Here is a 26,253-nt window from a genome sequence, read left to right on the forward strand (position 1 = left end):
GGCTTGGCGCAGAAAAGAAATAAAAGGAGCAGGGTGTACGCTTCATGCAATTGCTCGCCATAAAGCTATGGTCTGTTCCCCCAATTAATAAAAGTTTTACGGCAGGAGTCATTAGCCTGTTGTGAAGGAAAAACCTTTCAAGTAGTAAGGTGAAAAGAAATGAATAAGAAAGTAAAGAACGCGGTCGCGATACTCGCATCCGCAGCGACGTTGCTCGCCATGGGCGCGTTCGGTGTCGGCTCCGCGAATGCGGCTGAGAGCCCGGTAGGAGTTGGCGACAACAACGGCACGATCGTCGTGCACAATGTGCCGGCTGGCCACACGCTCACAGCTGTGGAGATTGGTACGTATGAGCAGGCTTCCAGCTCAGCTGCAGGTTCGTTGGACAATGTCGCCGTTGCTACGCCTTCGGCTTTGAAGAGCCAAATCCTCACTGCGGCCAACACTGCAAGCGCTAGCCATGTAGCACCACCTACGCTGACTGCAGTCGATACCGGGAACCCGATGGGCTGGGTCGCGAAGTATTTCATGGATTCTAAGGAAAGCCCGTACAAGGGCGATCTGCGTAACTTCGTCACCGCATTGGTGAAGGGTGATACCTCTACCAGCCCGGCCACCCCAGCTTTGAGCTTTGACGTGAGCGCAACCTCTTATGACACCACTGAACACACCGCCACATTCTCGGGTCTGCCTGTCGGCATTTATGTCATTAAGGATACGCTGACAGCCGGCCATGGTGATGAGACCGCGTCCATCCCGATGCTGGTAGGCACCACCATCGGCAACGACTACACCACGTTGAATGGGGCTGACTTGGGCAAGGTCGACATGAAGAATCAGCTTGAGACCTTCGTGACTAGCTTCAAGAAGTATGTTTCGAAGCTCAACACCACGGATTTGACCGACAGTAACCGCGCCGGTAAGTTGGAAACGGCCAAGATCGGCGACACGGTTGAGTTCACGTTGGAAGGCGAAGTGCCGAACGTAGTTGGCTTTGATGGCTTCACCTACACGATGACTGATAAGGCGACTGCTGGCCTTCATTATGATGGCAATGCAGTGGTCACCGTCGATGGTGCCCCTAAGACCAGTGACGTGACCATTACCCCTGCTTCGGGAACCAATCCGATGACATTCGTTTTCTCGTACGATAAGTTGAAGGGCTACACTCCCGGTAAAACCATTAAAATCACCTACACCGATACGCTTAAGACGCTCACTCCTGCTCACACTTGGCAGGAGAATACCAACGACGCTACCCTCGAGTATTCGAATGATCCGGCGGACAGCACCTCCACAGCCACGATCAATGCCAATACGACGAAGTTGGCCATGTATTCAGTGAAGCTGAACAACAAGAAGAAGGCTGATGGCTCGGTGATGACCGGTGGCAAGTTCAAGATCTATGAGGGTGACACCACCACTGGCAATTCGCTGAACTTCACGGGTTCCGCTGGTTCTTACACTTACGACGCCAATGCCACTACTGGTAATACCACCGAGGTTGCGACCGATAACGACGGCAATGTAGTTGTCGACGGTCTTCCTGCCGGTACGTACACGTTCCAGCAGACTGATGCTGAAACGGGCTACACTCATTCGACCTTCAAGGTAGTCATCAAGAACAACGTTGATGGTACTGCGGATGCTTCGCCGAATACGGACGCTGCTGACTTCACCAACACGGCCGATGCGTTTGGCTTGGTAGGCAAGAACACGATCAAGCAGAATGGTGATGATCACTGGCAGGGCATTATCGAGGTTGACAACGCTAATGCTATCAACCAGCTGCCTCTCACCGGTGGCGCGGGCATCGCGATGCTCGTGGCGCTGATCATGGTCTCCGGCTGCATCGCCGGTGGTACCGCGGTGCTGCGTCGTCGTAGCGCCATGAAGCGTAACTGAGACGCCAATCGTCAGGTGAGGTCAACGGCGTGAGCAATGCTCATGCCGTCGACCGCCACTGATGAATGGCTGATATAAATGAGACGGTCAGGTTCGGCAGTAGCTTGAACCTGACCGTCTTCGCGTCTTGGCGACGCGGTTGCAAGTTTTCGGATGTTTACAATTTTTCAATCTTTTAGGGTTCGGGTGGGATCGCTCGACATCCGTGGTATCGAGATTCAGCAGGCATAAAAGGTATCGATTCCAGTAAGTAGACTACTGGTGGGACGATGGAAGACGGCAAGGAGTTTTCGATTGGTTGGTGCGATGAAACGCAGCGGTCGTGTTGCGGGTAGTGGCTCCCATGCCGGTGTAGACGTGGATGAGCGGTTAGATCTTCGGTCGTTCGACGAGATCGCGTTTCAGCGAACGAGTCGACGCGCCTACGTGTATCGCATGATCATCGAGGCGATTCACGATTTCTTCGTGCTGCTCACCGTGGCGCTGATCTTGTGGGCGCCGATCAACTGGGGGGTCAACGCCCAGCGCGAGGCACAGACGGCTATTCGCTCTGCACAGGAGGTCGCGAAATGGCCGCAGGGCAAAGTCGTCAACGAGTACCATGACGTACAGGCGTATAACCGCAAAATCGCGGCTTCCGGCCAATACGAACTTGGTGAGGTATCCGATCCGTTTTCCAAACATTCCAGTGGCGATGACGGCACTGGTTCGAAGAAAGATGCCAAATACCAGTCGTTGTTGGACACCGGCAACGGGGTGATGGGCAGCATACGCGTGCCCAAAGTCTCGATCCACCTGCCGATCTACCACGGCACCTCGGAGGATACGCTCGCATCCGGCGTGGGGCATCTGTACGGCACCAGCCTGCCCGTGGGCGGCAAGTCGACCAACAGCGTGCTCACCGGCCACCGAGGGCTGGCCAACGCAATGCTGTTCACGAGGCTTGACCAGGTGCGCATCGGGGATTCGTTTTACATCACGACGCTGGGCCGGACGATGGGCTACCGCGTCGTCGCCATCAACGTCGTCAACCCCAAAGACACGCACCTCTACAAGGTGGTGCCCGGACAGGATCTGGTCACGTTGATGACCTGCACCCCTTACGGCGTCAACACCCAGCGGCTGGTCATCACCGGCAAGCGGGGCAAGATTCCGCAGCAAGTGCCGGATATCGACGATTGGAAGGATGCGGTGCTGATGGGCGCAATCGTCGCAGCTGTGGTGCTTTTCCTTGGCTTGCTGCTGATATTGAGGCGCAATTACCGTGTCCTGCTGCCCATGCCGCTGCACTACGAAGGCACTCCGGCGTACAAGCCGATTCCTCTCATCCGTGTTCTTGACTCACGTGGGCTTCCACCCTTGGGGGCGCTGCCGGCGCATATGCTGCGAAGCAAATATCGGCGCTACCGGCGTCGGCATTGAGAGCGTGAGTTTCAAAATAGCCGCTTGATTCGCGAACGAATCAAGCGGCTATTGTTTTGCTAGTCGTTATTTTTACTAGTCTCTCTGTTTGCTAGCTCACTGTTTGTTGTCGGGGTTGCTGGTATCGCCGCTGGGGGCGGCCGGCTTGGCGGGAGCGCGGGTGCTCAGCGTGATGGTGTCGCCCTTCGTGGCCTGCGATCCGGCGGACGGGGAAATGCCGATTACCTCCAGGTCATCATTGCCTTCAGCGGGATTGACGTTGAAGCCGGCGGCCTTAAGAGCTTCCCTGACCTGGGCGACCGTTGAATTGCCGCTGGTGTCGACGTTCGGGACCGCCACCTTCGGCTTGCCGGAGGAAACGTAGACCGTGATATTGCCGCGCTGTGCGAGGCTGGAGCCGGCCGCCGGGTCGGTGCGGGTGACAAGACCCTGGTTCACGTTGTCGGAAGCCTCTTGCTTGACGACGACGGTGAACGCCTTGAGTTGGTTCAGGGCCTGATCCTGCTGCTGGCCGGTGACGTCAGGCACCTTGGCCATGCCGGAGGAGACGTAGAGCATCAACGATGTGCCCTTTTCGGTGGCCGAGCCCGCTGCCGGGTCGGTGCGGGTGACCATACCCTGCGCCACGTCCGCGCTGTCTTCGGTCTGGGTGGCCGGAGACACCTTGAAACCGGCCTTCGTGAGTATGGACTTGGCGGCATTCACCGATTTGCCCTTGACGTCAGGCACCTGGCCCGACTGCGGTCCGGCCGAGAACCAGACCTTGACGGTCGACCCTTTGGGGGCCTTGGCCTCGCCCGCAGGATTTTGCTTGGTGAATGTGCCCTTGGGCTCGTTCGAATCGGTATCCTGCTCGACCTTCATCTTCAGCCCCACTTCGTCGAGCTGTTCTTCGGCCCGGGCCTGGGTGGTGGTGGAATTGAAGGCGGGGACGGTGACCATTTCCGCCTTCTTCATGTGGGTGACGCCGTAGACGATGCCCACGATGGCGAGAATGGCGACGACGGCGCCGATCACCGAGCCGATGATGATTTTCTTCTTCTTTTTCGCCTTGGCCTCGGCGGCCTTTTCGGCACGCGACTTGAGCGCGGTGCCGGTGCCCGGAGCCAACTGCGTGGCGGCGGGGGCACCGTACGTGCCGGTCAGCGGGTCAAAGGCCTGCGTCGCAGTGGTTTCGACCGGGTTCATCGCCTCGGTGGCCGCGGTCTGCTCGGCCTGCTTGCGCTCTTTCATGTTGGCGAGGTCGGTGAGCGGGTTGAACGCCGCGGCGACGGGGATGCCGCCGTTCATATAGGTGAGGATATCGTTGCGGAACTCGGCGGCCGTCGCGTAACGGTTCTGCCGGTCCTTGGCCATCGCCTTGGCGCAGATCTGGTCCCACATCTTGGGCAGGCCCGGCACGATGGCGCTGGGCGGGGTGGCGACTTCCGAGACGTGCTGGTAAGCGATGGCCACCGCCGAATCGCCGGTGAAGGGCGCGCGTCCGGTCAGCATTTCGTAGAGCACACAGCCGGCGGAATAGAGATCGGAACGCATGTCGACGGTTTCGCCGCGGGCCTGCTCGGGGGAGAGGTACTGCGCGGTGCCGACCACGCCCTGCGACTGGGTCATCGTGGCCACGGAGTCGTCGAGCGCGCGGGCGATGCCGAAGTCCATGACCTTGACCATGCCCTGCTCGCTGATCATGATGTTGCCGGGCTTGATATCGCGGTGGATAATGCCCATCCGGTGCGAATAGTCGAGCGCGTTGAGCACCCCCAGCATCACCTGTTCGGCGTCGCGCTGGCTCAGCGGGCCGTTCGCCTTGATGATGTCGCGCAGGGTCTGGCCCTTGACGTACTCCATGACGATGTAGGGCACCCGCTCGGTGTTGCCGTCTTCGGTGGTGATGGCCTCTTCGCCGGAATCGTAGATGTTGACGATGTTGACGTTGTTCATCTGCGCGACGGAGTGCGCCTCGCGGGCGAAGCGACGCAGGAAGATATCGTCGTTGGCAAGGTCGGAGCGCATGATTTTCACTGCGACGACGCGCCCCAGACGGGTGTCTTGGGCAATGTGGACCTCGGCCATGCCGCCGCGTCCGATTAATTGTCCCAGCTGATAACGGCCATTTGCCAGTGACGTTGGCATATTGGTGCTCATTGCTGCTCCTTCCGGTTTTCGGTGTTTGCTGCCTCGCCGGCATCTTCAGGTTTCAAGGTATCCGGTATTTTGAAGTCCTGTATGGCGTGGACGGTTGCTGTCATGGTATTCAATTCCTCTTGCACCGAGGGGGAGAAACGTGTATCGACGTTGCCGTTGCCTTCGTCCTCGACGTTGCCCTCGTTCTCGGATTCATCCGGTATAGGCCCGATTTCGGCGGCTTTGGCGGCGACGATACGGGATTCGCCGGTATCGTCGGACCGCTCTTCGGCCTTTCCGACGTCGGGGCCCGCTTTCGCGACTGTCACATTGCGGCTCGGCGCTACGGCAGGGCTGCCTGCCACCGTTCCGTCGGGAGAATACGGGGCGCTGACCACGCGCCGCGCGATGCGCCCGTCGCGGGAGACCATCGTGGTCTCGCTGAACGACGCCTCCTGATCGAAAAGCCGGCGTTCGATATGCGAAAGCGTGCGGGAGACCACCAGCGCGTCCTTCGGCCGGTCGAGCGGGTCCTTGGCGAGCATCGACATCACGAACTGCGCGAGTTGCAGGTCGACAGTGTCTGGCAGTGGCGGAACGGCGTCGTTGACGTGTGCGGCGGCGATATCGACCGGAGTGGCGCCGGTGAACGGGCGGTGCCCGCACAGGCCTTCGTACGCCACGACTCCCAGCGAATAGATGTCGGACTGCGGGGTGGCCTTCTTGCCCTGCGCCTGCTCCGGCGAAATGTATTGCGCGGTGCCGACGACCATGCCGTCCTGCGTGATCTGGGCCTGGTTGGTGGAATAGGAGACGCCGAAATCGGTGATCTTGACCTGATCGTCCTTGGAGACCATGATATTGGCGGGTTTCACATCGCGATGGATGACACCGTGGGAATGCGCGACGTAGAGTCCGCGGGCGACCTGCACCAGGATCGGCAGCAATTCCAGCGGATCCATCGCGCCCTTTTCGTGGTACAGATCGGCCAGGGACTCGCTGTCGACGTACTCCATGATCAGGAAGCCGATGCCGTCGTGCTCGTAGTAATCGAACAGCGCGGCGATATTCGGGTGGGCCAGATCGGCGGAATTGTGCGCTTCGATGCGCAGCCTGCGCCTTTTGGCCTCCACGTCGGTCAGGTCTCCGCGCAACGCCTTGATGGCGACCACGCGTCCGAGCTGGATGTCGTAACCCTTCCAGACCTCGCCCATCCCGCCTTGCGCGAGCCGGCGGTCAAGGCGGTACCGGTTGTGAATCAGTTGACCTTCAACGAGCTTCATTTGCCCAGTGCCTCCCTCATTAACGCCTTCATGATCGGTCCGGCCGCGTCGCCGCCTGCCATATCTGTATTATGAACGACCACGGCGACCGCGATCTTGGGATCGTCCGCCGGCGCGAAGCCGATGATCCAGCCGTCGTTGCTCTGGTTGCCGACGCCGATCTGGGCGGTGCCTGTTTTCGCGGCGACCGAGACCCCGGGGATCGCCAGATTCGGGTCCTCCTTGGTGATGACGGCTTTCATCATTTCAGTGAGTTTGCCCGCCGTATCCTTGCTCATCGGCTGGCTCATCACGCTGGGGCTGGTCCGTGAGATCACGCTGAGGTCGCTGGAACGCACGCGGTCGACCAGGGTCGGGCGCATCAGCGTTCCGCCGTTGGCGACGGCCGAGGCGATCAACGCGTTCTGCAACGGCGTCTCCTGGGTGTCGCCCTGCCCGATCGACGCCAGCGCGAGACGATCCGGGGCCGGGTTGTCCGGGAATTTCGAGGCGATGGCCTGCATGGGGTCACCAGTGGAATTCGAGCCGTCGATGGGGATCGAAGAGCCGAAGCCGAACTTCTTGGCCGTGTCCTGGATGGCCTGCGCGCCCAGTGCGTTGCCGAGCTGGGCGAACGCGGTGTTCGAGGAATAGGCGAAGGCGTCTTCCATCGACAGCTTGCCTTCTGCGCCGCCGTTGCCCGAGATGGTGGCGTTGGTCAGCTGGGTGTTGGTGTTGGGCAGCGTATAGCTGGCGCCGGCCGGAATCGAGGTGTCCGGCTGGTATTTGCCGCTTTCCAGCGCTGCCGTGGCCACGATGGTCTTGAAGCTGGATCCGGGCGGGTAAAGTTCCGAAATTGCGCGGTTGAGCATCGGGTTCGTCTGGTCTCCGGTGAGGCGAGAATAATCCTCATTGACCTTTGTGGTGTCGTGGCTGGCCAGCACGTTCGGGTCGTAACTTGGTGTCGAGACCATGGCCAGAATGCGGCCGGTCTTCGGGTCGAGGGCCACCACGGAGCCGCTCTGCCCGCCCATTTGATCGTAGGCCAGGGTCTGCAGTTTCGGGTCGATGGAGGTTTCGATGGAAGCGCCCTTGTTGGCCGAGCCGGTGAACAGCGACTTGAACTGCTGCCAGAAGAGCTGGTTGGATTCGCCGGTCAACAGTTTGTTGCGGGAATCTTCGAGGCCGCGGTCGGCACGCTGGCTGATGGAGAAGTAGCCGGTCACCGGCGCGTAGAGCGGGCCGTTGGAGTATGAGCGCTGGTAGGCGAACGGATCGTTGACCGGGTCGGATTTGGCCATCACCGTGCCGTCGGACGCGAGTATCGAGCCGCGTGGGGCGTTGAACTCATGGTAGAGCCCGCGCTGGTTACGTGGGTCGTTGTTGAGCTTGTTGGCATTGACGGCCGTGATCATGGTGCTCGAAAGCCCCAAAACCGCGAAAAGGACGACGACGGCGGTGAACAGCTGGCGGAGGTATTTGTTCATAGCTGGCCTCCTGCCTGCGGGTCCGAGGCCGCGGAGCGGGGTACGGGGGACGACGGCGATGACACAGCCACGGGGAAACTCGAGGTGGCGGGTTCGGCGTCGTCCGAGCCTGAGTCCGAACGGGAACGCGGGTCCGAACGAGTGCGCTGGCGGGAATGGGAATGCCTGGCTTCACGGCTCTTTTTCTGCGCGTTGCGCTCGTTGAGCACTTCCATCGCTTCGTATTGCATGGTGTTGGAAAGTTCGCCTTCGGGCTCCGGCTTGTTGGCTTCGTTGGATATGACGATCAGCAGCGCCGCAAGGATATAGTTCGCCACCAGCGACGAACCGCCGGCGGCCATATAGGGCATGGTCAGGCCGGTCATCGGTATGACCAGGGTGAGGCCGCCGACCACGGTGAACACCTGGAAGGCCATCGTGAACACGAGGCCGGAAGCGAGCAGCTTGCCGAAACCGTCCTTGATTTTCATGGCCGTGAGCAGGCCGGAGGTGATGATGATCAGATAGAGCATCAGAATCGCCATCAGGCCGGTCAGGCCGAGTTCCTCGCCGAGGGAAGAATAGATGAAATCGGAATTGCCGAGCGGGGTCAGGCCCGGGTGGCCTTGCCCGATGCCGGTGCCGAGCAGGCCTCCGGAGGCGAGGCCGAAGATGCCGGTGACCAGCTGGTAGGAGCTGCCGTATTTGCGGTTGTAGACCGCGGCATCGAAGGGATGCAGCCAGCCGTCGACGCGATAGCCGACGTGGGCGAAGAACTTGACCGAGAACGCCGCCGCGACCACGAACGCGATGCCGCCGATGATCAGCCAGCTGCCGCGGCCGGTCGCGACGTAAAGCATCGAAACGAACATGGCGAAGAACATCAGCGAGGTGCCGAGGTCGTGCTGCACGACGAGCACGCCGATGGAGGCGAACCAGATGAGGATGAGCGGGCCCATGTCGCGCACGCGGGGAAGCTGCAGGCCGGCCACTTTCCTGCCGCCGACGGCCAGCTGGTCGCGGTGGTTGAACAGGTAGGCCGCGAAGAAGAAGGCGAGGAACAGCTTGGCGAACTCGCCGGGCTGCAGGGTGTGCGAGCCGAAGCCGATCCAGATGCGTGCACCGCCGATTTCCTTGCCGAGGCCCGGAATCATGGGGGAGAGCAGGAGCACCAGGCCGACGACCATGCTTACATAGGAAAAGCGGCGTAATACGCGGTAATCGCGCAGCGCGATGATGAAAATGCACGTCAGCACCAGCGCGACACACGCCCAAATCAGCTGGCGGTAGGCTACGGACGTGTTCTTGGCGTAATCGATGCGGGCGATCATCATCGTGCCGATGGCCGTCAGCAACATCACGCAGGGCAGGATCTGCTGGCTCGCGTAAGGCTGGAATTTCAGCAGCAGCGCCCACAGCACGATGAACAGTGCCGCCACCGCCACAAGGGCTGTGACGAGGTTGGCGGGGAAACCGTTGTAAACGCGCGCGAAAAGCTGGAAAAAGGCGATGCCGCTGATCGCGATGGCGAACAGCAGCAAGCCGATCTGACGCAAACGGGTGGCGATCATGCGCTCGCCGCCTCTGCGCTGGCGGTTGTGGGTGTCGTCGTTAGCGAGACGCCGTCTACAGTAGGGGAGACGTCCGCCGGTTGCGCGGCGTCGGCTTCGGCGTCATCCGGTTTGTCGCTGTTGGGATGAGTCATAACCGGGGCTACGGGTTCCCACGGCAACGGCGGATTCTTCTTCTTCGAGGTCTGGAGGGTTTTGGCCTCTTTCCTGATCATGGTGACGTGGCTTCTCGCCTCGGCGAGCGTGTCGACGGCGATGCCCTCGTCCAACGCGTCGTTCCAGGATTGAGGCAGGTTGTTCAGTTTGATGTCAGTGGATTCGACTTTGTGCGAAAGGGGCAGACTGAACAGATTGGTGTTGACGCCTTGGTAAATGGCAACGGTGCCGTCACTCGTCCCCACGTAATACTTGGTTTGGCTCCAGCGGTATGCGCCGAATCCCACGCCGAGCAAAGCGCCCAGCGCGATGACGAAAGCGAGGATAACCGCTATACGGCCTCTGTTGTGCTTTTTCCTCTCTTCCCTGCGTTCGCGCAGGTGTTCGCGGCGGATGGCGCGGGCGACCTCCGGATCGTTGGGGTCGGCGGAAACACGGCCGTCCTTCTTCTTGACCACCGGAATCTCGCCGGTATCCATGTTGGCCTTGTTGTCGTTCTCGTCACGCACGGACGAGGGCTGGGCGACGTGGACGATATTCGCGTTGTCGTTGTTATCGTCGCTGTTGCTATCGTCGTCGGCATCATCCGACATGTCGGCCGGAACGGGAGGTTGGGAGTCAGGGGGGTATTGGCCGGGATTGGCGTCATCATCGCTATCGCTGTTGTTATTGTCGCTGTACCCGCCATGGGTCAAGGCTGCGGCCCGCTGAGCCGGGGACTGCTTGCCCAGCCGCAGGATCGGTGAAGAGCAGACCGGCTCCTTGATGATGTCGGCGATGGCTTCGAGGTTGGAGCCCGCGGCGCCGCCGACGACCGGGGTCTGGTGGGGAAGGTCGAAGGAATCGGCGTCGAGCGCGAGAGTCGCGTCGGCGATGACGGCCGTGACGTTGTCGGTGCTTCCGGCCTTCAGCGCCATCGCGACCAGCTGCTGGGCGCATTCCTCTTCGTCGGAAACCGTGGCGAGCATTTGCTCGAGGGTGTCGTCTTCCAGCACGCCGGAAAGGCCGTCGGAGCACAGCAGCCAGCGGTCGGTCGGTTTTGCGGTCAAAATCGCGATGTCGGGGTGCGGGTCGATGTCGAAATCGCCCAGCACGCGCATGACCACATTGCGCTGCGGGTGGTTGCGTGCTTCAGCTTCGCTGATGCGGCCGGTGTCGATCAAGTGCTGGACGTAGCTGTGGTCCTGCGTCATGCGGCGGATCTTGCCGTCACGGAGCAGGTAGGCGCGTGAATCGCCGATATGGGTGATGACCCAATGGCCCGAGACGAGGGCGACGGCTGTCACCGTGGTGCCCATGCCCGCCAACGTGCGCTCGCGCTTGGCCTTGCCCACGATGGCGTCATGTGCCGCCATCACGCTGGTTTCCATCATCGAGGCGATGGAGGCCACGTTGCTTTTGGCGTCGCTTTGCTCGATGTGCGCCAGGGATCGGATGGCGATGGTGGAAGCGGTGTCGCCGCCTGCGTGCCCGCCCATACCGTCGCAGATGGCGATGAGGTGCTCGCCGGCGAACGACGAATCCTGGTTGTTGCTACGTACGGTGCCGACGTCGGAAACCGTTGTGGAATAGAGGAAAAGCTGCTCGCTGCTGGATGCGCCGGGATGGTTGGATGGGCCGGGATGGCCTGCGGCCGATGGCGTCACTTGGGGCATCTTGCCCGTTTTCCCATCCTGATCGATGGCGATGCGTTGGGTGTTCGGCGTGCCTTCGCCGTTACTTTCGTAGGTTTTCGCCCCGGTTTCGGTTACCGGGATCGAAGGCGGCATGGTGGAATCGGAATGAGCCGAATCGGAAGGATTGGAAAGATTCGAGGTATCTGACATTGGCGATCACCTCAACTCGAACGTTGTGGCGCCGATGCGTACGGGCACGCGCGCGGGCAGGACCACGGGCGAGGTGATGCGGCGGTGGTTGACGATGGTGCCGTTCGTGCTGCCGAGGTCTTCGATGGCCCAGGAACCGGAAGCCGGGTCCGCGTAGACCCGCGCATGTTGGGAGGAGACGAATTCGTCGTCCAGAACCACGGTGTTGGAGCTGGAACGGCCGAGGGTGATGGTGCCCTTGCTCAACGGAACGGACGAGCCGGCGAGCGGCCCGTCGATAATGGTCAGAAGCGTTGGTCTGGCATTGACGCCGGAACCGCCGGCCATACCCATCTGCATGCCGGGGTTGCCGCGGTGCGACGTGGCTACGGGGGCGTTGGCCATGGCCGGCATCGGGTTGGATTCGGCGGCCTTGCGCGCGCGGCGAGCGCTTTTGCGGTGCGACCACGATTTGTGCGGACTCAGCGTCTCAACGTCGCGTTTCAGCGAGCGCACGGCAAGCCATACGAATACCCAGAGCAGGGCGAGGAAGCCATACTTGAGAATCGCAAAGGTAAGTTCGGTAATCATAGAGGATATGCCTAGCGTCTGGCCGTTATTCCTGATCCTGCTGTGAAGCCCAATAGAGGATGCGGGTGTGGCCGATGGTGATGGTGTTGCCGTCGAGCAGGGTTGCCGCCGGCACCTGATGCCCTTCCACGTAGGTTCCGTTGGTGGAACCCAAATCGCGGGCGATGGTGCCGTTCGGGGTGATGTCGATTTCGAGGTGGTTGCGCGAGATTCCCGGATCGTCGATGACGATGTCGCAGCCGGAACCGCGGCCGACGATGGTCTTCTCTTTGGTCAGGAGGTATTGGTTGCCGTTGATCTCGAGCATCGGGCTGTCTTGCGACTGGTTCTCGGTGGTCACCGGAACGGCGTTGCCCTGCACGGACTCGCTGGTGAGCTTGAAGTTGCCCTTGCTCAGATCGAGGTCTTCCTCGAAGATGACCACGACAGGGCCGACGAAAGCGTAGTGCTGGCTTTTGGCGTACTGCGTGAGATTGTCTGCAAGCTCGTTGGCGAGCGTCTCGCTGCCCCACTGTTCGATGCGGTCGAAATCGGGTGTGCTCAGCTTGAAGCGGTATTCGTTCGGGGCGACGGTGCGGTCGCGCCCGACCGGCATGGCCTCGGCGTCGATCTCGCGTTCGAGAGCGCTGGAGAGGTCGACCGGCTGAAGGTCTTTCGAGCCGAATTTCGAGAAGACACCGTTCACGGCTCCCTCAACGCTTTTCTCAAAACGATCAAAAACGCTCATCGTAGCCCCTTTCTTATCAGCCACTATCTTACGCGAGGCCGCAAACGAGTTGCAATTTTCGGCCTAATCCGTGCAATTTCTTCATTGTGGGGGAAAGTAATTTGCTGGGATAGCCGCGCGCCAAACGTAAAGTGGGAGTCGGATTTCGCCGGCTCCCACTTGAATCATCGAGCTACTCGAAGCTTTTGTCTTGAAGCCAGACACTTACCGATATTGTCAAGTTCCAAATCGGTATGAAGAAAATCATGCCGAAACCACCACCGACACCTCTTGTGTCCGGCCCTGAGATATCAAGACAATGCCATTATCTATCAGCAACGGTTAGTTTGTCAAACCTGTTTCGCTGTCTTGTCGTTGAAAACAGAGGAGTAAGAAAGCCGATTCTTGATTCTCGCAAAGACCGTTTTCGTCTTGCTCGAATGCGACAACTGATATGATTTTAACTGTACATTGGTGTACCTGAGAATTCGCCGATGTGCATGAATCATTGGCTATTCGAAGGGAGGTGAGCAATGCTTGCCCCTGGTGATCCTCGCGGTCACCACGGTTTCTGGTCACAGCTGTTCAACGTGCTGCTCTGTCTTGCGCAGAGAATGCCGATAAACAGGGTGTTTGCCGCATTCGTGATCATGATAACCGTAGTCGGCATCGGCTTCGCGACGATGTTACTGCTGACGTTGAGGGTTCTTTAGGATTCTTGTCAGTTGTGGACGTGAGCTAGATTGCCCGTCTTGCGTTTTGTTCGGTATAAATGAGATGCAAGACGGGCTTGACCCAAGAGGTGGTCCTGTTACTGCAGATGGTATACCGAATCGTCGGCGGGGGCAGAGTTCATGTGGTAGCCGATGAAATCGAGATAGGGACGGTCGGTTTTGGCCGCGGTCGTCGGGCCGTCGCCGTGGTCGAAACCGGGACTTGGCGACGGATCGTCTTTCGTGTACCAGAACGAGGTGTCTGCGTTTTTGAAGACGTAGATTACGTAGACCGGTTTTTGGATTTCGGCTTCGGATGCACCGCTGTCATAACAAAGCTGCATGCCCGTCCCGGCAGGGCATTTGTAGTCGCTATCCGGGCCGTTGAACGTCAGATATGGCGAATTGCTCCAGTTCTGACGCGAGTCCTCGCCCCAGGCCTCCTTGGCCCCTGCCAGATGAATTTTGGTATCGTGATAATTTTTCATTCCGGTGAGGTTGCCGTCCTTGTCCAGCTGGAGGCACTCATTGGCATTGTTGCAGTATTTGCCTGCGATAAGCGAGAGGTCGCCGTTCACCACGTCTTTGGTGATCTGGTCCGGGGTCGCGTTTTTGGCGTTGGGCTTCGGATCAGCCTTGTTGCCGCCCTTCGAAATCGTGAATTCGGGCAGCGAACTCCAGTCCGGCTGCGTTTCGTCGACGAGGTAGTAAGCGGTTTCGTCGCTGGGCGCGGGTTTGGTCGGCACCATCTTGCCGGGTTTGTCGGGCACGAACGGGTTAGTGGTTTTCAGGTTCGGCACATTGACCTTGGTGGTCTTGTAAAGGCTCTTGTCGCGGCGGATGAAGAACGGACGCGAGGTGTCGACGGGCTTCTGTTTCTTGGCTTTGGCGACGTAGGCCTTGTCGAAGTAACCGGAATCGACCACGCCCTTGACGTCCGAGCCGACGGGGAAGAAGACGTAATGGAGCTTCATTTCGTAGCTGGCTCCGGACATCGGCGAATCGAGGCTGCCGTAGTCCGGACCGGTTGACTGCCCGTTGACGCAGATACCCATAGGATCCCAACGGGCGATGCTGCCTGTTCCGCAGGTGATTTGGTCGATACTCTGGTCCATCAGTTCGAAGGCACCCTTGTTCTTGTAGAAGAGGTCGGCCTGTTTCGAAGGGTCGCCGGTGCTTCTCGACGCGCAACCCGGATCGCCGCCGTGCATGCAGAAATTGAGAGCGGTGCCGTATTTCCCGGGCAGCTCAGAGCTGGAAACGCTGGTATTGAGCAACGGAGTTCCTCCATCGCCCGGATTTTCGAGTGTGACTGTCTGGTCGAGATTGATGCAGGAACCGGCTTTGGTGCAATAGGTGCCGCCTACGGGCGCGTAGAACGCGTTGGCCACGTCGTCGTTGATGCTGCCTGGCCCGAAACGCACCGCGTCGTCCATGCCGCTGGCGTCGATGCCGTAGAAGAGGAAGAGATCGCCGCCGTTCGTCGCGCTGCCTGGTTTGGGCTGGGAATCGACGATCTTGCCAATCATCTTCTTGCTGGAGAAACGGGGAACGAGCGTGACATTGAAGCCTTTGCCGGCGTACTGCTGCTTGGCCTGGTCCTTGTTTTGGCCCACGACGCTGTAATCGACGCCGTCGCCTGAAGTCGCGACGCCGACGTTGATGCCGGTTTTGGCGTCGGTGACCGCCTGGCCGTCTGAAGGATAAGTGGTGAGAACGGTGCCCTCCTTGGTCTTGCTCGTGTCGGTTATCACTTTGTAATAATGTACCGGAACGCCCATTGATCCGAGGTTGTTGGTCACGTTTTGCACAGGTTGGCCGCTGGTGCCTTTGGGCACGCCGGGGCCGCCGGAAGCCAGGATGGTGATGGGCTGGCTGCTGGTGCTGTAACGTTTGTGTGCATCGATGCCGCGGTATTTGAGGAAGCTGCCCTTTGGCTTTGCCGAGAACGTTTTCTCTCTGACGGTTTTGAACCCGCGTTTGTGCAGCGATTTTTCGACGTCGGCGGCGGTGAATTCGTGGGTTTTCTTGGATTTGACTACTCCGAGCTCGGCGGGTGAGGGTACGGTTTTGCCGCCCCACATCTGCGCCTTGTAAGTGCCGAAGCCGACGATGGTGGCCACGAGCGCCACAACGACGATGGCTGCGATGGCGATGATCAGGGTCTTTTTGGTGTGCTTGCGGACCGCGGTTGCTGTGCCTGGGTCCGCGAAACCGGATGCTGGCTGGGCCGGCTGCGCTGGCTGGGCTGGTTGTGCTGACGGCTGTGTTGGCTGAGCCGGAGCCGGAGTCGTGGCCATTGCAGGTGCTGGGCGTTGCGTCGTCTGCCGGTTGTCGGCGGGCATGCTGGCGTTCCTGTCGTTGGTAGGGGCGCTCGCGTTCGCGTTGCCGGGCAGTGGGATGGAAGGCATGGTGTTGTCGGCTGCCGGCTGGCTGATTTTGTTGGCGTAGTTGCCAGATGTGGTGTTGACTGCGGTCCCGTTGCTGCCGTTACCTGTCGTTCCGTGCGTCGCAGGCTGTGCGGTGCCACATGCCGTGCAGAACTGTGCGTTATCGTCGAGCTTATTGCCGCAATTCGTGCAGAATCTCATGATTGTTCTTCCTTGTTCGTCTTCTCTACTGCGGGGCCGTCGGTGGCAACGCGAAAATGAGTTGCCGGGAAACGTTCCCGTGTCACTGATTGGTCAGCTGGGCTGTTTCGCCTTATTTTGTCAGGTAGTAGACATCGTGATCTCGTGGTGAATCATTCATGTGATAGCTCAAGAATGAGAGGTAGGGCTTGTCTTTGGCCGGAGGCTGGTCCGGGTCGTCCCCAACTGCGAATCCGGGACTGGGATACGAGTTGTTGCCGTTATACCAGAATGAGGTATCCACGTTCTTGAATACATACATCATATAAATCGGCTTTTGGATATCGGCTTCGATCGCGCCGCTGTTGTAGCAGAGTTCCTCCCCGGTTCCCGCGGGGCATTTGTAGTCGCTGTCGGGGCCGATGAGGCTCAGATACGGTGAATTGGGAACGGAGTTGCGCGCGTCATCACCCCACTCCTCCTTTGGGCCGGCTAGGTGCAGTTGGCTGGTTGATTGGTCTTTCCAGTCCGACGGGATTCCTGTTACCGTCCCCTTCTTGTCCAGTTGCAGGCAACTGCCATCAGTCTTGCAATACTTTCCGGCTATCGGTGAGAAATCGCCCTTGCCTACGGCCGCGGTGATCTCATCGGGGGTGGCGTCCTTCGCCGGTTTGGTTTTCACCTTTGGATTGGACTTATGGCCGGACTTTTTGTCGCTTTTGCTCGCCTTGGTGATGGTGAATTCAGGGAGCTGGCTCCAGTCGAGCTGAGGCTGGTCGACCAGGTAGTAGGCCGTCTCGTCGCTGGGCGCTGGCTTGACCGGCTTCATGGTTTTCTTGGTGGTGCCGAAGGCTGGAGTGAACGGATTGGGGTCCGAAAGGTCCGAGAAGCTCGCACTGGTTTTGTCGTAGAGGGAAGAGTCGCGGCGGATAAAGAACGGACGAGAGATGTCGACGGCCTTCTGCTTCTTGGCCTTGGCGACCTCGGCCTTGTCAAAGTAGCCCGAATCGACCACTTTCTTTACGTTGGATCCGACAGGGAAGTAATCATAGAGAATGCCCATCTTGTAGCTGGCGCCAGACATGGGTCCGCCGGGCCTGCCGCTTGCCGAGCCGTTGACACAAGAGGGTTGGGGTGAGCCAGAGTTGTATTCCACTTCGGTGCCACACATATAGGCATATTGGTCAGTAGTAGGGCTAAGTTCGAACGCACCCGTTCCCTGGCCGTAGAGCGAGTAATGCTCTGAGCTCTTTGAGCAGTAAGGCTGCTGTTGCGCGTCGCAGAATATCAGGTTGTCGTCTCCCGCGTTTCTCGGGGTGTCGTCAGGGATAAGCGGGTCGGACTCTGAGGTGGTCAGGTCCATGCCGGCGCCATTGACATCCGGCGTTTGCTCAAGATTGATGCATTTGCCGGCCTTGGTGCAGTAAGTGCCCCCTGCCGGAGCAGCGCTGGAGGCGAGGGCGCCGTCAGGGAAGGATGGTTCTCCTGAGCCCGTAGAGTTGTCGTCGGCAAAAATGTTTTTTGCCTCGACTGCGTCGTCGAAGCCACTGGCATCGATGCCGTAATAGAGGGTGAGATTGTTGGTTGTAGTGGATGCGGTGCCGGGCTTGGGTTGGGAATCCACGATTTTGCCGAGCATCTTCTTGCTGGAGAAGCGAGGTCGTACGGTGACGTCGAAACCGGCCTTTTCGTACTGGCTCTTGGCTTTGTCCTTGGTCATGCCGAGGACGTCGTAGCCGATGCCGCCATGGCGTTTGGCCACGCCGACCTCGATGCCGGTTTTGGTATCGCGCACCGGCTGCCCGTCGGCGGGGTAGGAGGCGACGACCGTGCCCTCCTTTGGGCCGTGATCGGAGACGACGATGCTGTAATAGTGCACCGAGACGCCCATCGATTCGAGGTTTTCGGTCACGTTTTGCACGGGTTGGCCGCTGGTGCCTTTGGGTACGCCGGGGCCGTTGGAGGAGAGGATGGTGATGGGGTTGTTGCCGGTGCTGTAGCGTTTGCCGGATTGGATGCCGCGGTAGTTGATGAAGCTGCCCTTGGGCTTGGCTGAGAACGTTTCGGTGACGGTGGTTTTGAAGCCTTTGGCGTGCAGGGATTGTTCGACGTCGGCGGCGGTGAATTCGTGGGTTTTCTTGGACTTGGCGATGCCGAGACTGGCCGGTGCCGGCACGGTTTTGCCGCCCCAGAGCTCCGCCTTGTAGGTGCCGAAGCCGGCGCCCGTGACGACGAGGATGGCCGCCACGATGGCGGCGATGATGATGACTAGCCGCTTTTTGGTGTGCTGGCGGACCGCGGTTGTTGTCGCGCTCGCCGCTCCTGCGATGGCGGTGCCTGCCGGCTCTGTGCCTGCGCCTGCGTTCGCTGCGGGAGCTGGAGCGGGGCTTGTAGCCGAGGAATTCGAGTAGACGGGTGCGGGTTGTGCCGTAGTCGCAGCCGGCGTTGGCATCGGAGCGGCGGCCGGAGCGGAAGTAGGGGTTGGCACAGGAGCTGTGGCCGGTGCCGGAACGGGAGCCGATGGCGTGCCGTTCACGCCGCTGCCGGGCAAAGGAATGGCCGGTGTGATGCCGCTGGCTGACGGGGTTCTGCCGGCAAAAGTGCCGCTGTTGTTTGCGAGCCCGTTGCCGCCGTTGTTTGCCGTGTCGTGCGTTGCGGGCTGGGCGGTGCCGCACGCCGTGCAGAATTGTGCGTTGTCATCGAGCTTGTTGCCGCAGTTGGTACAGAACCTCATTACCATCTTTCCCTCATGCCGATATTCTCTAAAAATATGATACGACCGACTTGCACCACGAAACCCGGCGGCGGGAAAGTTCGCGGCGCAAGTGGGTCTCGGCTTCGTCTGCCGTCATTGCTGCAGGTAGTAGACGGTGTCCTTCCTAGGCGGGTCCAACATGGAGGAGCTGTGGCTGTTCATGAAGAAGATGTATGGCATGGTGGTGGGTGCAGGCTTGCTTTTGTCGCCCTCGGCGTCCAGGAAGCCCGGGTTGTTCTCGCCGCTGTTGCCGTGTTGATACCAGCTTGAGGTGTCCGCGCCCTTGAAGACGTAGATCAGGTCGGTGGGCGTCGAGGTCATTTCGGGAATCGTGACGTCCGCGCACTGGTCGAGGCCCTTGCCGCCCTGGCAGCCGTATTCGCTGTCCGGGCCGCGCAGGTTGAGGTACGGCGTGCTGGATTTGGGCTTGTACGGGGTCCTCGTGCTGGCGACGTTTTCGGCGAGGGCGAGATGGCTGCCGTTGTGCACGGACAGCTCGTCCGCGCCGCTGATGCCGGTCAGGATTCCGGTGCGGCTGATGTGCACGCATTCCTTGGCGGTGTTGCAGTAATCGCCCGCGATTGGTCCGAAGTCGTTGTTTTCCAGCGCTTCGATGATCTGGTCCGGGGTGGAGTCCTTGGTGAGCAGACGGGGCTTATAGCCCTTGTTCGGCTTCTTGGCGGAGGAACCGGACTTGCCGGCAGCTTGCTTCTTGGGCGCCTTCGTGATGTCGAAATCGGGCAACGCGTCCCAATCCAGCGGGTCGTCGATCAGATAGTAGGCGGTCTCGTCGCTCGGGGCGGGCTTCATCGGCACGAGGGTGCCGTTGTCCTTTTTGTACATTTCGGGGATGAAGGGGTTTGGCGTGCGCATGTCGGGCACGTTGACGCTGGTGGTCTTGTAAAGGCTTTTGTCACGGCTGATCAGGAACGGCCGCGAGGTGTCCACTGCCTTCTGCTTCTTGGCCTTGGCCGTGGCGTCCTTGTCGAAGTAGCCGGAATCGACCACGCTCTTGACTTTCGAGCCGACCGGGAAGTAGACGTAGAGAGGGCCCATCTCGTAGGTGGCACCGCTCATCGAGGAGTCCGAGCCGTCGTACGGCACGACCTGGCCGGCCACGCAGCGCGAGCTTCTGGAGGTGCGGCCTACGTCATCGTGGTCGCCGCATTTGATCTGGTTCATGGCTGTTGCGCTCATCAGTTCGAAGGCGCCCAGGTGGCGGTAGTAGAGCTCGCCGTGCTCGCCGTATTCATTGCCCAGCGAACAGGCCGGGTCGCCGCCGGCGTGGCAGAAGGCGAGGTGGTCGTAAGGGTTCGCGATTTCAGAGCTGGATACGGTGACGTATGGTTGGTAAAGGATGCTGTCGACCTTGGTCTTGAGGGTGAGGCACTTGCCGGCGTTGGTGCAGTATTTGCCGCCGACGGGCGCGTTGAGGGACCAGAGGTCGATGACCTTGCCGTCGATCTTGTCGTATTCGTCCTTGACCGCGTCGTCCATGCCACTGGCGTCGATGCCGTAGAAGAGGATGAGGCCGCCGCCTTCCGAGGCCGTGCCCGGCTTGGGATAGGTGTCGACGATCTTGCCGATCATCTTCTTGCTGGAGAAGCGAGGCATGAGCTTGACGATCCAGGCCGGGGACGCGTATTCCTTCTGTGCCTTGTCTTTGTCCATGCCGAGGACGTCGTAGCTGATGCCGTGGCCGATGGTGGCGACGCCGACGTCGATGCCATGGTCGGTGTCGACCACGGGCTTGCCGTCGGCCGGGTATGTGGCCACGACCGTGCCTTCCTTGTGCCGGCTCGCCCGAGCTATCACTTTATGATAATGGACCGGAACGCCCATGGATTTGAGGCTGTCGGTGACGTCCTGCACCGGTTTGCCCTTGGTGCCTTTGGGCACGCCCGGGCCGGCGGATACGGTGAGGATGACCGGGTTGCGTTTCACGTTGTAGCGCTTGCCCACCGTGACGTTGCGGTATTTGAGGAAAGTGCCCTTGGGCTTGGGCGAGAAGACCTGCTCTGTGGCGGTTTTGAAGCCGCGTTCGTGCAGCGAGTATTCCACGTCGGCGGTGGTGAATTCGTGGGTTTTCGCGGATTTCTTCACGCCCAGATCGGCTATGCCGGGAATGGTCTTGCCGCCCCAGATTTCGGCTTTGTAGGTGCCGAAGCCGACGCCCGTGACCACCAGCACGACGGCGACGACGGCCGCGATGATGATGGTCAGCTTCTTTTTGGCCTGCGTTTTGGCGGCCGTCGTTACGGCGGCCGTTGCTGCGGGTGAGGCGGTGCCTGAGGCGACAGTCGAGGTAGACGGCGAAGTGTGCGGCAGCGGCACCTGGCCTCCGGCGGGTGCAGTGGGTGCAGGAACCGGTTGTGTGGAACCGGGGAGGGGCGGGATTGCGTTGTCTGCGGCCGCAGTGCTACCTGCAGTGCCCTTGCCGCTCGTGTTGGTATTACCGGCGGCGTTGCTCGTGGAACCAGCGCCTGCGGATTGCGCGGTGGGCGCCGGGGTGCCGCATTGCCCGCAGAACTCCTCGTCGTCGGCGAGCGGATGCCCGCAATTGGTGCAGAATCTCATGTCCTGTCTCTCTCCGTGTTCGTCATTGCTCTCGTAATGGCTCTTTTGGCTTTTCTCTGTGGTTTATCGTCTATGCCATTGCGTCATACCGTGTCATATCGCCGTCCGACTCGTCACCCCGCTACTGGTCGAGGTCGGGCAGCGAATCCCAGTCGAGCTGCGGCTGGTCGACGAGATAGTAGGCCGTCTCGTCGCTGGGCGCGGGTTTGACCGGTTCGAGGGAGCTCTCCGCTCCTCCGTACGTAGGCAGGAAGGGATTGGGGGTGTCTATTTTACTGATGCTCACGCTGGTCTTTTTGTATAGTGACTTGTCGCGCCGGATGAAGAACGGGCGCGAGGTGTCTGGGGTCTTCTGCTTTTTGGCCTTGGCGACATAAGCCTTGTCGAAATAGCCGGAATCCATCACTTTGGACACGTCGGAACCCACCGGGAAATAGATATATAGCGGGCCCATCTGATGGGTGGCGCCGGTCGGATGATCCGCATATTCCTGGTTGTATTCCTCGGGTATCTGCCCGTTGTGGCAGGAGCTGCCCGCATCGCCCTCGACGAAGGTGCTGCCGCAGAAGAAGCCCGTCGAGTAGTTATAGGGCGCCAGCTCGAAGGCGCCCGAACCCTGCTTGTAGAGCGGCTTCTTGGTTTCGTTCATGTCGTAGCAGAAAGGTTGTTGGATGGCCCCGCAGAACAGCAGGCCGTGGCCGTAGTCATTCGTGTCCTTGAGAGGGTATTCGGAGCTGACGGTCGCAGGCATCGACGTATGGTCGCTTATGTCTGTGAAGTCGATGCACTCACCGCCGTTGGTGCAGTAGCGGCCCTGAACCGGCGCCGCCGCGCCTACGGGGTCGTCCTGCGAGCCATACAGGTCGTCGTGCATGACGTTCTTGCCCTTTACCGCTTCGTCGAAGCCGCTGGCGTCAATACCGTAATACAATATGAGATTGCCGCCGTTCGCCTCACTGCCGGGCCTGGGGTAGGAGTCGACGATTTTGCCGAGCATCTTCTTGCTGGAGAACCGGGCCCTCAAGGTGACGTTGAAGCCGGCGCCCGCGTACTGCTGCTGGGCCTGGTCCTTGCCCATACCCACGACGTCGTAGCCCACGCCTTTGCCGGTTGTGGCGACACCGACCTCGATGCCGGTCTTGTCGTCGGTCACCGGCTGGCCGGGCGCGGGGTAGGAGGCGACGACGGTGTCTGGCTTGGTGCCCTGTCCGCCGACGATCACCTTATGGTAATGGACGGGGACCTTCATCGAGTCGAGGGATTTACGGACCTGTTGCACCGGTTTGCCCTGGGTGCCGCCGGGCACGCCCGGGCCGCCGGAAGCGACGAGGGTGATCGTGTCTTTGTGGGTGCTGTAGCGCTTGCTTGGGTCAATGTGGCGATAGCTGATGAAGCTGCCCTTGGGTTTGCCGGAGAATGCGTGCTTGGTGACCGTTTTGAAGCCGCGCTGGTGCAGCGAATATTCCACGTCGGCGGCCGAGAATTCGTGGGTGTCGGAGGCTTTCTGAAGGCCGAGGTCGGCCGGTGACGGCACGGTTTTGCCGCCCCAGAGCTGGGCCTTGTAAGTGCCGAAGCCCGCGCCGGCGATGACCAGCGCTGCGGCCACGATGGCGGCGATGAGGATGGTGAGGCGCTTCTTGCTGTTTGCCCCGGCCGCTGTGGTGATTGTCGAGGTTGCGGCTGTGGCTGCGGTTGCAGCAGTAGTTTGTCCGGTTCCCGAAGCCGCGTTGCTTTGCGGTTGTGGCGTATTGTGCGGCATCGGCGGTAGGGATGCCGCGGCAGAGGGTTGAGGCGCATTGCCATGTGAGGGTACAGCGCTGTTTGCGCTTGCCGAAGGAGCTGGGGCTCCGCAGTGCGTGCAGAATTTTTTGTCGTCGTCGAGCCGATGCCCGCATTGGTTGCAAAACTTCATCGTTCTCTCTTTTCTCTGCTTCTTGCGTCACTGCTCTTATATATATGGTACGACACAACGGGCCAAAATGTCGCCCTCGGTCAGCGCGGGTTCCCTATACTGGAACCATGACTTTACATACGGCTGAAAAAAGTGACGATTTGAACGCGCAAGCGAAGGCGATTGCACAGTTTCCGGGGCGCAGGGCGCGTTCGCTGCGGTTTACGGGCGGGGCTCCTCGGGCCGCGTCGGTGATCGGTGACGGGTCGCGGGCGCTGTTTCTGCGCTCGGATGGGGCGGAGGATCTGGTCACCTCGCTTTGGATGAGCGTGATTGACGCTGACGGCTCGCATCGCGAGGTGCTGCTGGCCGATCCGCGCGAACTGCTGGCCGACGCCGACAACGAGGACGTGCCGGCCGAGGAGAAAGCGCGGCGCGAGCGTGCGCGCGAAGGCGGGCAGGGCATTGTTTCGTATTCCGTGGATAGCGCGGGGCGTCGTGTCGCTTTCACCATCAACGGGCAGCTGTTCGTCAGCGAGATCGACAAGGACGGCGACGGCGCTCGCACGCGGCAAATCGCGATTGGAGGCGGCGATGCTGGCGATGGCGTCGATGATGCTGTGAATTCTAAAAATGACGATAGCTCAACTGCTGCCGAGAATCAGGAAACCGCATCGCCGGACAGCAAGTGGCTGCCGGTGCTGAACCCGCGGATTTCGCCGGACGGAAGGCATATCGCCTACACGACTGGTTCGCGTCTGGTGATGGTGGATATCGCCGATTGGGACGATGCCGGGCTCGACGGCGCCGACAGTGCTGACGGCAACGGGAATGGCGCTATACGTCATGCTCATACTTCGCATCCGCGCACTTGCGCGGCCGAGGCGCAGGAAGCCCGTACGGCTGGCGATGTCAACGAAACCAACGCTTCCGGCGACCGGTTCAGCACGGTGTGGAGCGTCGGCAACGACCCGAGCGGAACGCTGAAAATCGGGCTGGCCGAATTCGTGGCCGGCGAGGAGATGGACCGTTACGACGGCTTCTGGTGGGCACCTGATTCTCGTGGCCTGCTCTTCGAAATGTATGACAGCTCGCCCGAGCCGATGTGGTATATCAGCGATCCGGCCCATCCCGACAAGCCTGCGGCCGGCCGGCGTTACGCGCGTGCGCTCACCAAGAACGCCATCACGCGGCTGATGCTGGCTCATCTCGAGTTCGACGACGAGCGTGGCGGACGTTACGCGGGCAGCGACGTGCAGAACGTTTCGTGGAGCCGCGAGGATTACGAATATGTGGCAGCGGTGAGCTGGAAGGCCGGCCGCGAGCCGCTCGTGCTGGTGCAGAACCGTCGGCAGACGCGTGACCAAGTGCTGGAGGTCCAGCCCGACGGGCGTACTCGCGTTCTAGAAGAACATGCCAACGACCAGTGGATCGACCTCGTGCTCGGCACCCCGGCCTTCACGCCGGACGGGCGCTTGATCTGCGCATTGAACGATATGGACACCGACACCAACCGGCTGACCGTCGACGGCAAGCTGTTCACGCCCGTCGACTGGCAGGTGCGTGAGGTGCTGGATGTCGGCGACCAGAACGTGCTCGCGGTGGTGCAGCGCACGCCGCGCGAAAGTGATGTTTTGCTGCCGAAAGTTCCTCCGGCCTGGCAGAGCGATGCGGCACTGCATGACGCGCGCAGTTACGATGTGGTCACCATCGATTTCGACGGGAATATTGTGCCGGTCACCGCTGCGCCGGGTGTGTGGAGCGCAAGTCGTTGCGGCAATGGCGTCGTCGTCTCCGGCCATGATATGGCGCATCCCGGGGCGGTGATGGTGCACGGTCTGATTAATCAATCCGGTAATAAATGTACTGCCAACGTACTGACAAGCGACTCTGGTTATGCAACGGAAGTTTCTATTGCCAGCCACGCTGAAACCCCCGGCTTCACGCCGAATACCGAGTTCGCACGAATCGGCGAGCACCGCATGTTCACCGCCATCACCCGTCCGAGTGCTTCCAGCAAATTTGCCGGCGCGACCAAGCTGCCGGTGCTCATGAAGCCATACGGCGGCCCCGGAGTCCAGCAGGTCACCTTCTCGCAGGCCAACTATTGGGAGTCCCAGTGGTGGGCCGATCAGGGCTTCATCGTGGTCACCGCCGACAACCGCGGCACCACCGGGCGCGGCCCGAAATGGGATCGCGAGATGTTCGAGGACATGAAATACGTCTCGCTCGACGATCAGGTGGAGGCCGTGCACGCGTTGCCGGAAGTCGCGCCCGAAGCCGATCTCGACCGTGTGGTGATAATCGGTTGGTCCTTCGGTGGCTTCCTTTCGGCGCTTGCCGTGCTCGATGCCCCCGACGTCTTCCGCGCGGCCTGCGCCGGTGCGCCGCCGACGGAATGGACGCTCTACGATACGCATTACACCGAGCGCTACCTCGGCCTCGACTCGGCGGTCTACGAGCGCAACTCGATCGTCGCCGACGCCCCCAAGCTGCGCCGCCCGCTGATGCTTATCCACGGGTTCGCCGACGACAACGTGAGCATCGCCAACTCGCTGCGGCTTTCGAAGGCGTTGATGGAGGCCGGCCGCCCCCACACCTATCTGCCGCTCACGGGCATCACCCACATGACCAACGACCCGAAAGTCGCCGAAAACCTCCTGACCCTCCAGCGTGATTTCCTCTACGATGCGCTGGGAATCAAGCAGGAACTTGGAATCGGGGAATAGCCGGTAGGGGAGG

At 60.4% G+C, this 26,253-nt stretch carries 13 protein-coding genes and 1 pseudogene; 3 read left to right on the forward strand and 11 right to left on the reverse strand.

All coding sequences use genetic code 11. The annotated features are described in order from the left end of the window. Positions 1-159: 159 nt before the first annotated feature. A complete protein-coding gene (locus OZX75_RS07320; RefSeq protein ID WP_277145987.1) occupies positions 160-1,905 on the forward strand; it encodes an isopeptide-forming domain-containing fimbrial protein in 1,746 nt (581 codons plus the stop codon). A gap of 435 nt (positions 1,906-2,340) precedes the next feature. Beyond that, positions 2,341-3,327: a class C sortase gene (locus OZX75_RS07325; protein WP_277145988.1), complete on the forward strand. Its 987-nt coding sequence runs from the start codon at positions 2,341-2,343 to the stop codon at positions 3,325-3,327. 96 nt (positions 3,328-3,423) lie between these two features. Here OZX75_RS07325 and pknB read toward each other — a convergent pair whose 3' ends face one another. From pknB to OZX75_RS07380, 11 genes and pseudogenes are all read right to left on the reverse strand, one after another. Beyond that, a complete protein-coding gene (gene pknB / locus OZX75_RS07330) occupies positions 3,424-5,469 on the reverse strand; it encodes a Stk1 family PASTA domain-containing Ser/Thr kinase (RefSeq protein WP_277145989.1) in 2,046 nt (681 codons plus the stop codon). Between the two features lie 362 nt (positions 5,470-5,831). After that, positions 5,832-6,731, reverse strand: a pseudogene (locus tag OZX75_RS07335) (serine/threonine-protein kinase); the annotation flags it as partial. After that, the gene (locus OZX75_RS07340) at positions 6,728-8,197 is read right to left on the reverse strand and encodes a peptidoglycan D,D-transpeptidase FtsI family protein (RefSeq protein WP_277145990.1); all 1,470 of its coding nucleotides are present in this window, start codon (positions 8,195-8,197) and stop codon (positions 6,728-6,730) included. The gene OZX75_RS07340 and the pseudogene OZX75_RS07335, both read right to left, overlap by 4 nt. Then, the gene (locus OZX75_RS07345) at positions 8,194-9,747 is read right to left on the reverse strand and encodes an FtsW/RodA/SpoVE family cell cycle protein (RefSeq protein WP_277145991.1); all 1,554 of its coding nucleotides are present in this window, start codon (positions 9,745-9,747) and stop codon (positions 8,194-8,196) included. The genes OZX75_RS07340 and OZX75_RS07345 overlap by 4 nt, the downstream gene beginning before the upstream one ends. Then, positions 9,744-11,558 (reverse strand): PP2C family protein-serine/threonine phosphatase, encoded by a 1,815-nt coding sequence (locus tag OZX75_RS07350; RefSeq protein ID WP_277147505.1) that lies wholly within the window; start codon positions 11,556-11,558, stop codon positions 9,744-9,746. The genes OZX75_RS07345 and OZX75_RS07350 overlap by 4 nt, the downstream gene beginning before the upstream one ends. 177 nt (positions 11,559-11,735) lie before the next feature. Then, positions 11,736-12,296, reverse strand: coding sequence for an FHA domain-containing protein FhaB/FipA (locus tag OZX75_RS07355; protein ID WP_525930291.1), 561 nt, complete (start codon positions 12,294-12,296; stop codon positions 11,736-11,738). A 28-nt stretch (positions 12,297-12,324) separates the two neighbouring features. Then, a complete protein-coding gene (locus OZX75_RS07360; RefSeq protein WP_277145993.1) occupies positions 12,325-13,026 on the reverse strand; it encodes an FHA domain-containing protein in 702 nt (233 codons plus the stop codon). A gap of 790 nt (positions 13,027-13,816) precedes the next feature. Then, positions 13,817-16,309 carry a zinc-ribbon domain-containing protein gene (locus OZX75_RS07365; RefSeq protein ID WP_277145994.1) on the reverse strand — a complete coding sequence of 831 codons (2,493 nt, stop codon included), beginning with the start codon at positions 16,307-16,309 and terminating at the stop codon, positions 13,817-13,819. 112 nt (positions 16,310-16,421) lie between these two features. Further along, positions 16,422-19,022: a PASTA domain-containing protein gene (locus OZX75_RS07370; RefSeq protein ID WP_277145995.1), complete on the reverse strand. Its 2,601-nt coding sequence runs from the start codon at positions 19,020-19,022 to the stop codon at positions 16,422-16,424. Between the two features lie 114 nt (positions 19,023-19,136). Next, positions 19,137-21,620 (reverse strand): zinc-ribbon domain-containing protein, encoded by a 2,484-nt coding sequence (locus OZX75_RS07375; protein ID WP_277145996.1) that lies wholly within the window; start codon positions 21,618-21,620, stop codon positions 19,137-19,139. A 121-nt stretch (positions 21,621-21,741) separates the two neighbouring features. Further along, positions 21,742-23,532 (reverse strand): PASTA domain-containing protein, encoded by a 1,791-nt coding sequence (locus tag OZX75_RS07380; RefSeq protein ID WP_277145997.1) that lies wholly within the window; start codon positions 23,530-23,532, stop codon positions 21,742-21,744. A 107-nt stretch (positions 23,533-23,639) separates the two neighbouring features. Here OZX75_RS07380 and OZX75_RS07385 point away from each other — a divergent pair, with 107 nt between their 5' ends. Further along, on the forward strand, positions 23,640-26,240 hold the full coding sequence (locus tag OZX75_RS07385) for a S9 family peptidase (protein WP_277145998.1): 2,601 nt from the start codon (positions 23,640-23,642) through the stop codon (positions 26,238-26,240). Positions 26,241-26,253: the final 13 nt, after the last annotated feature.

The organism is Bifidobacterium sp. ESL0800 (genome assembly GCF_029395355.1).
Classification (GTDB): domain Bacteria; phylum Actinomycetota; class Actinomycetes; order Actinomycetales; family Bifidobacteriaceae; genus Bifidobacterium.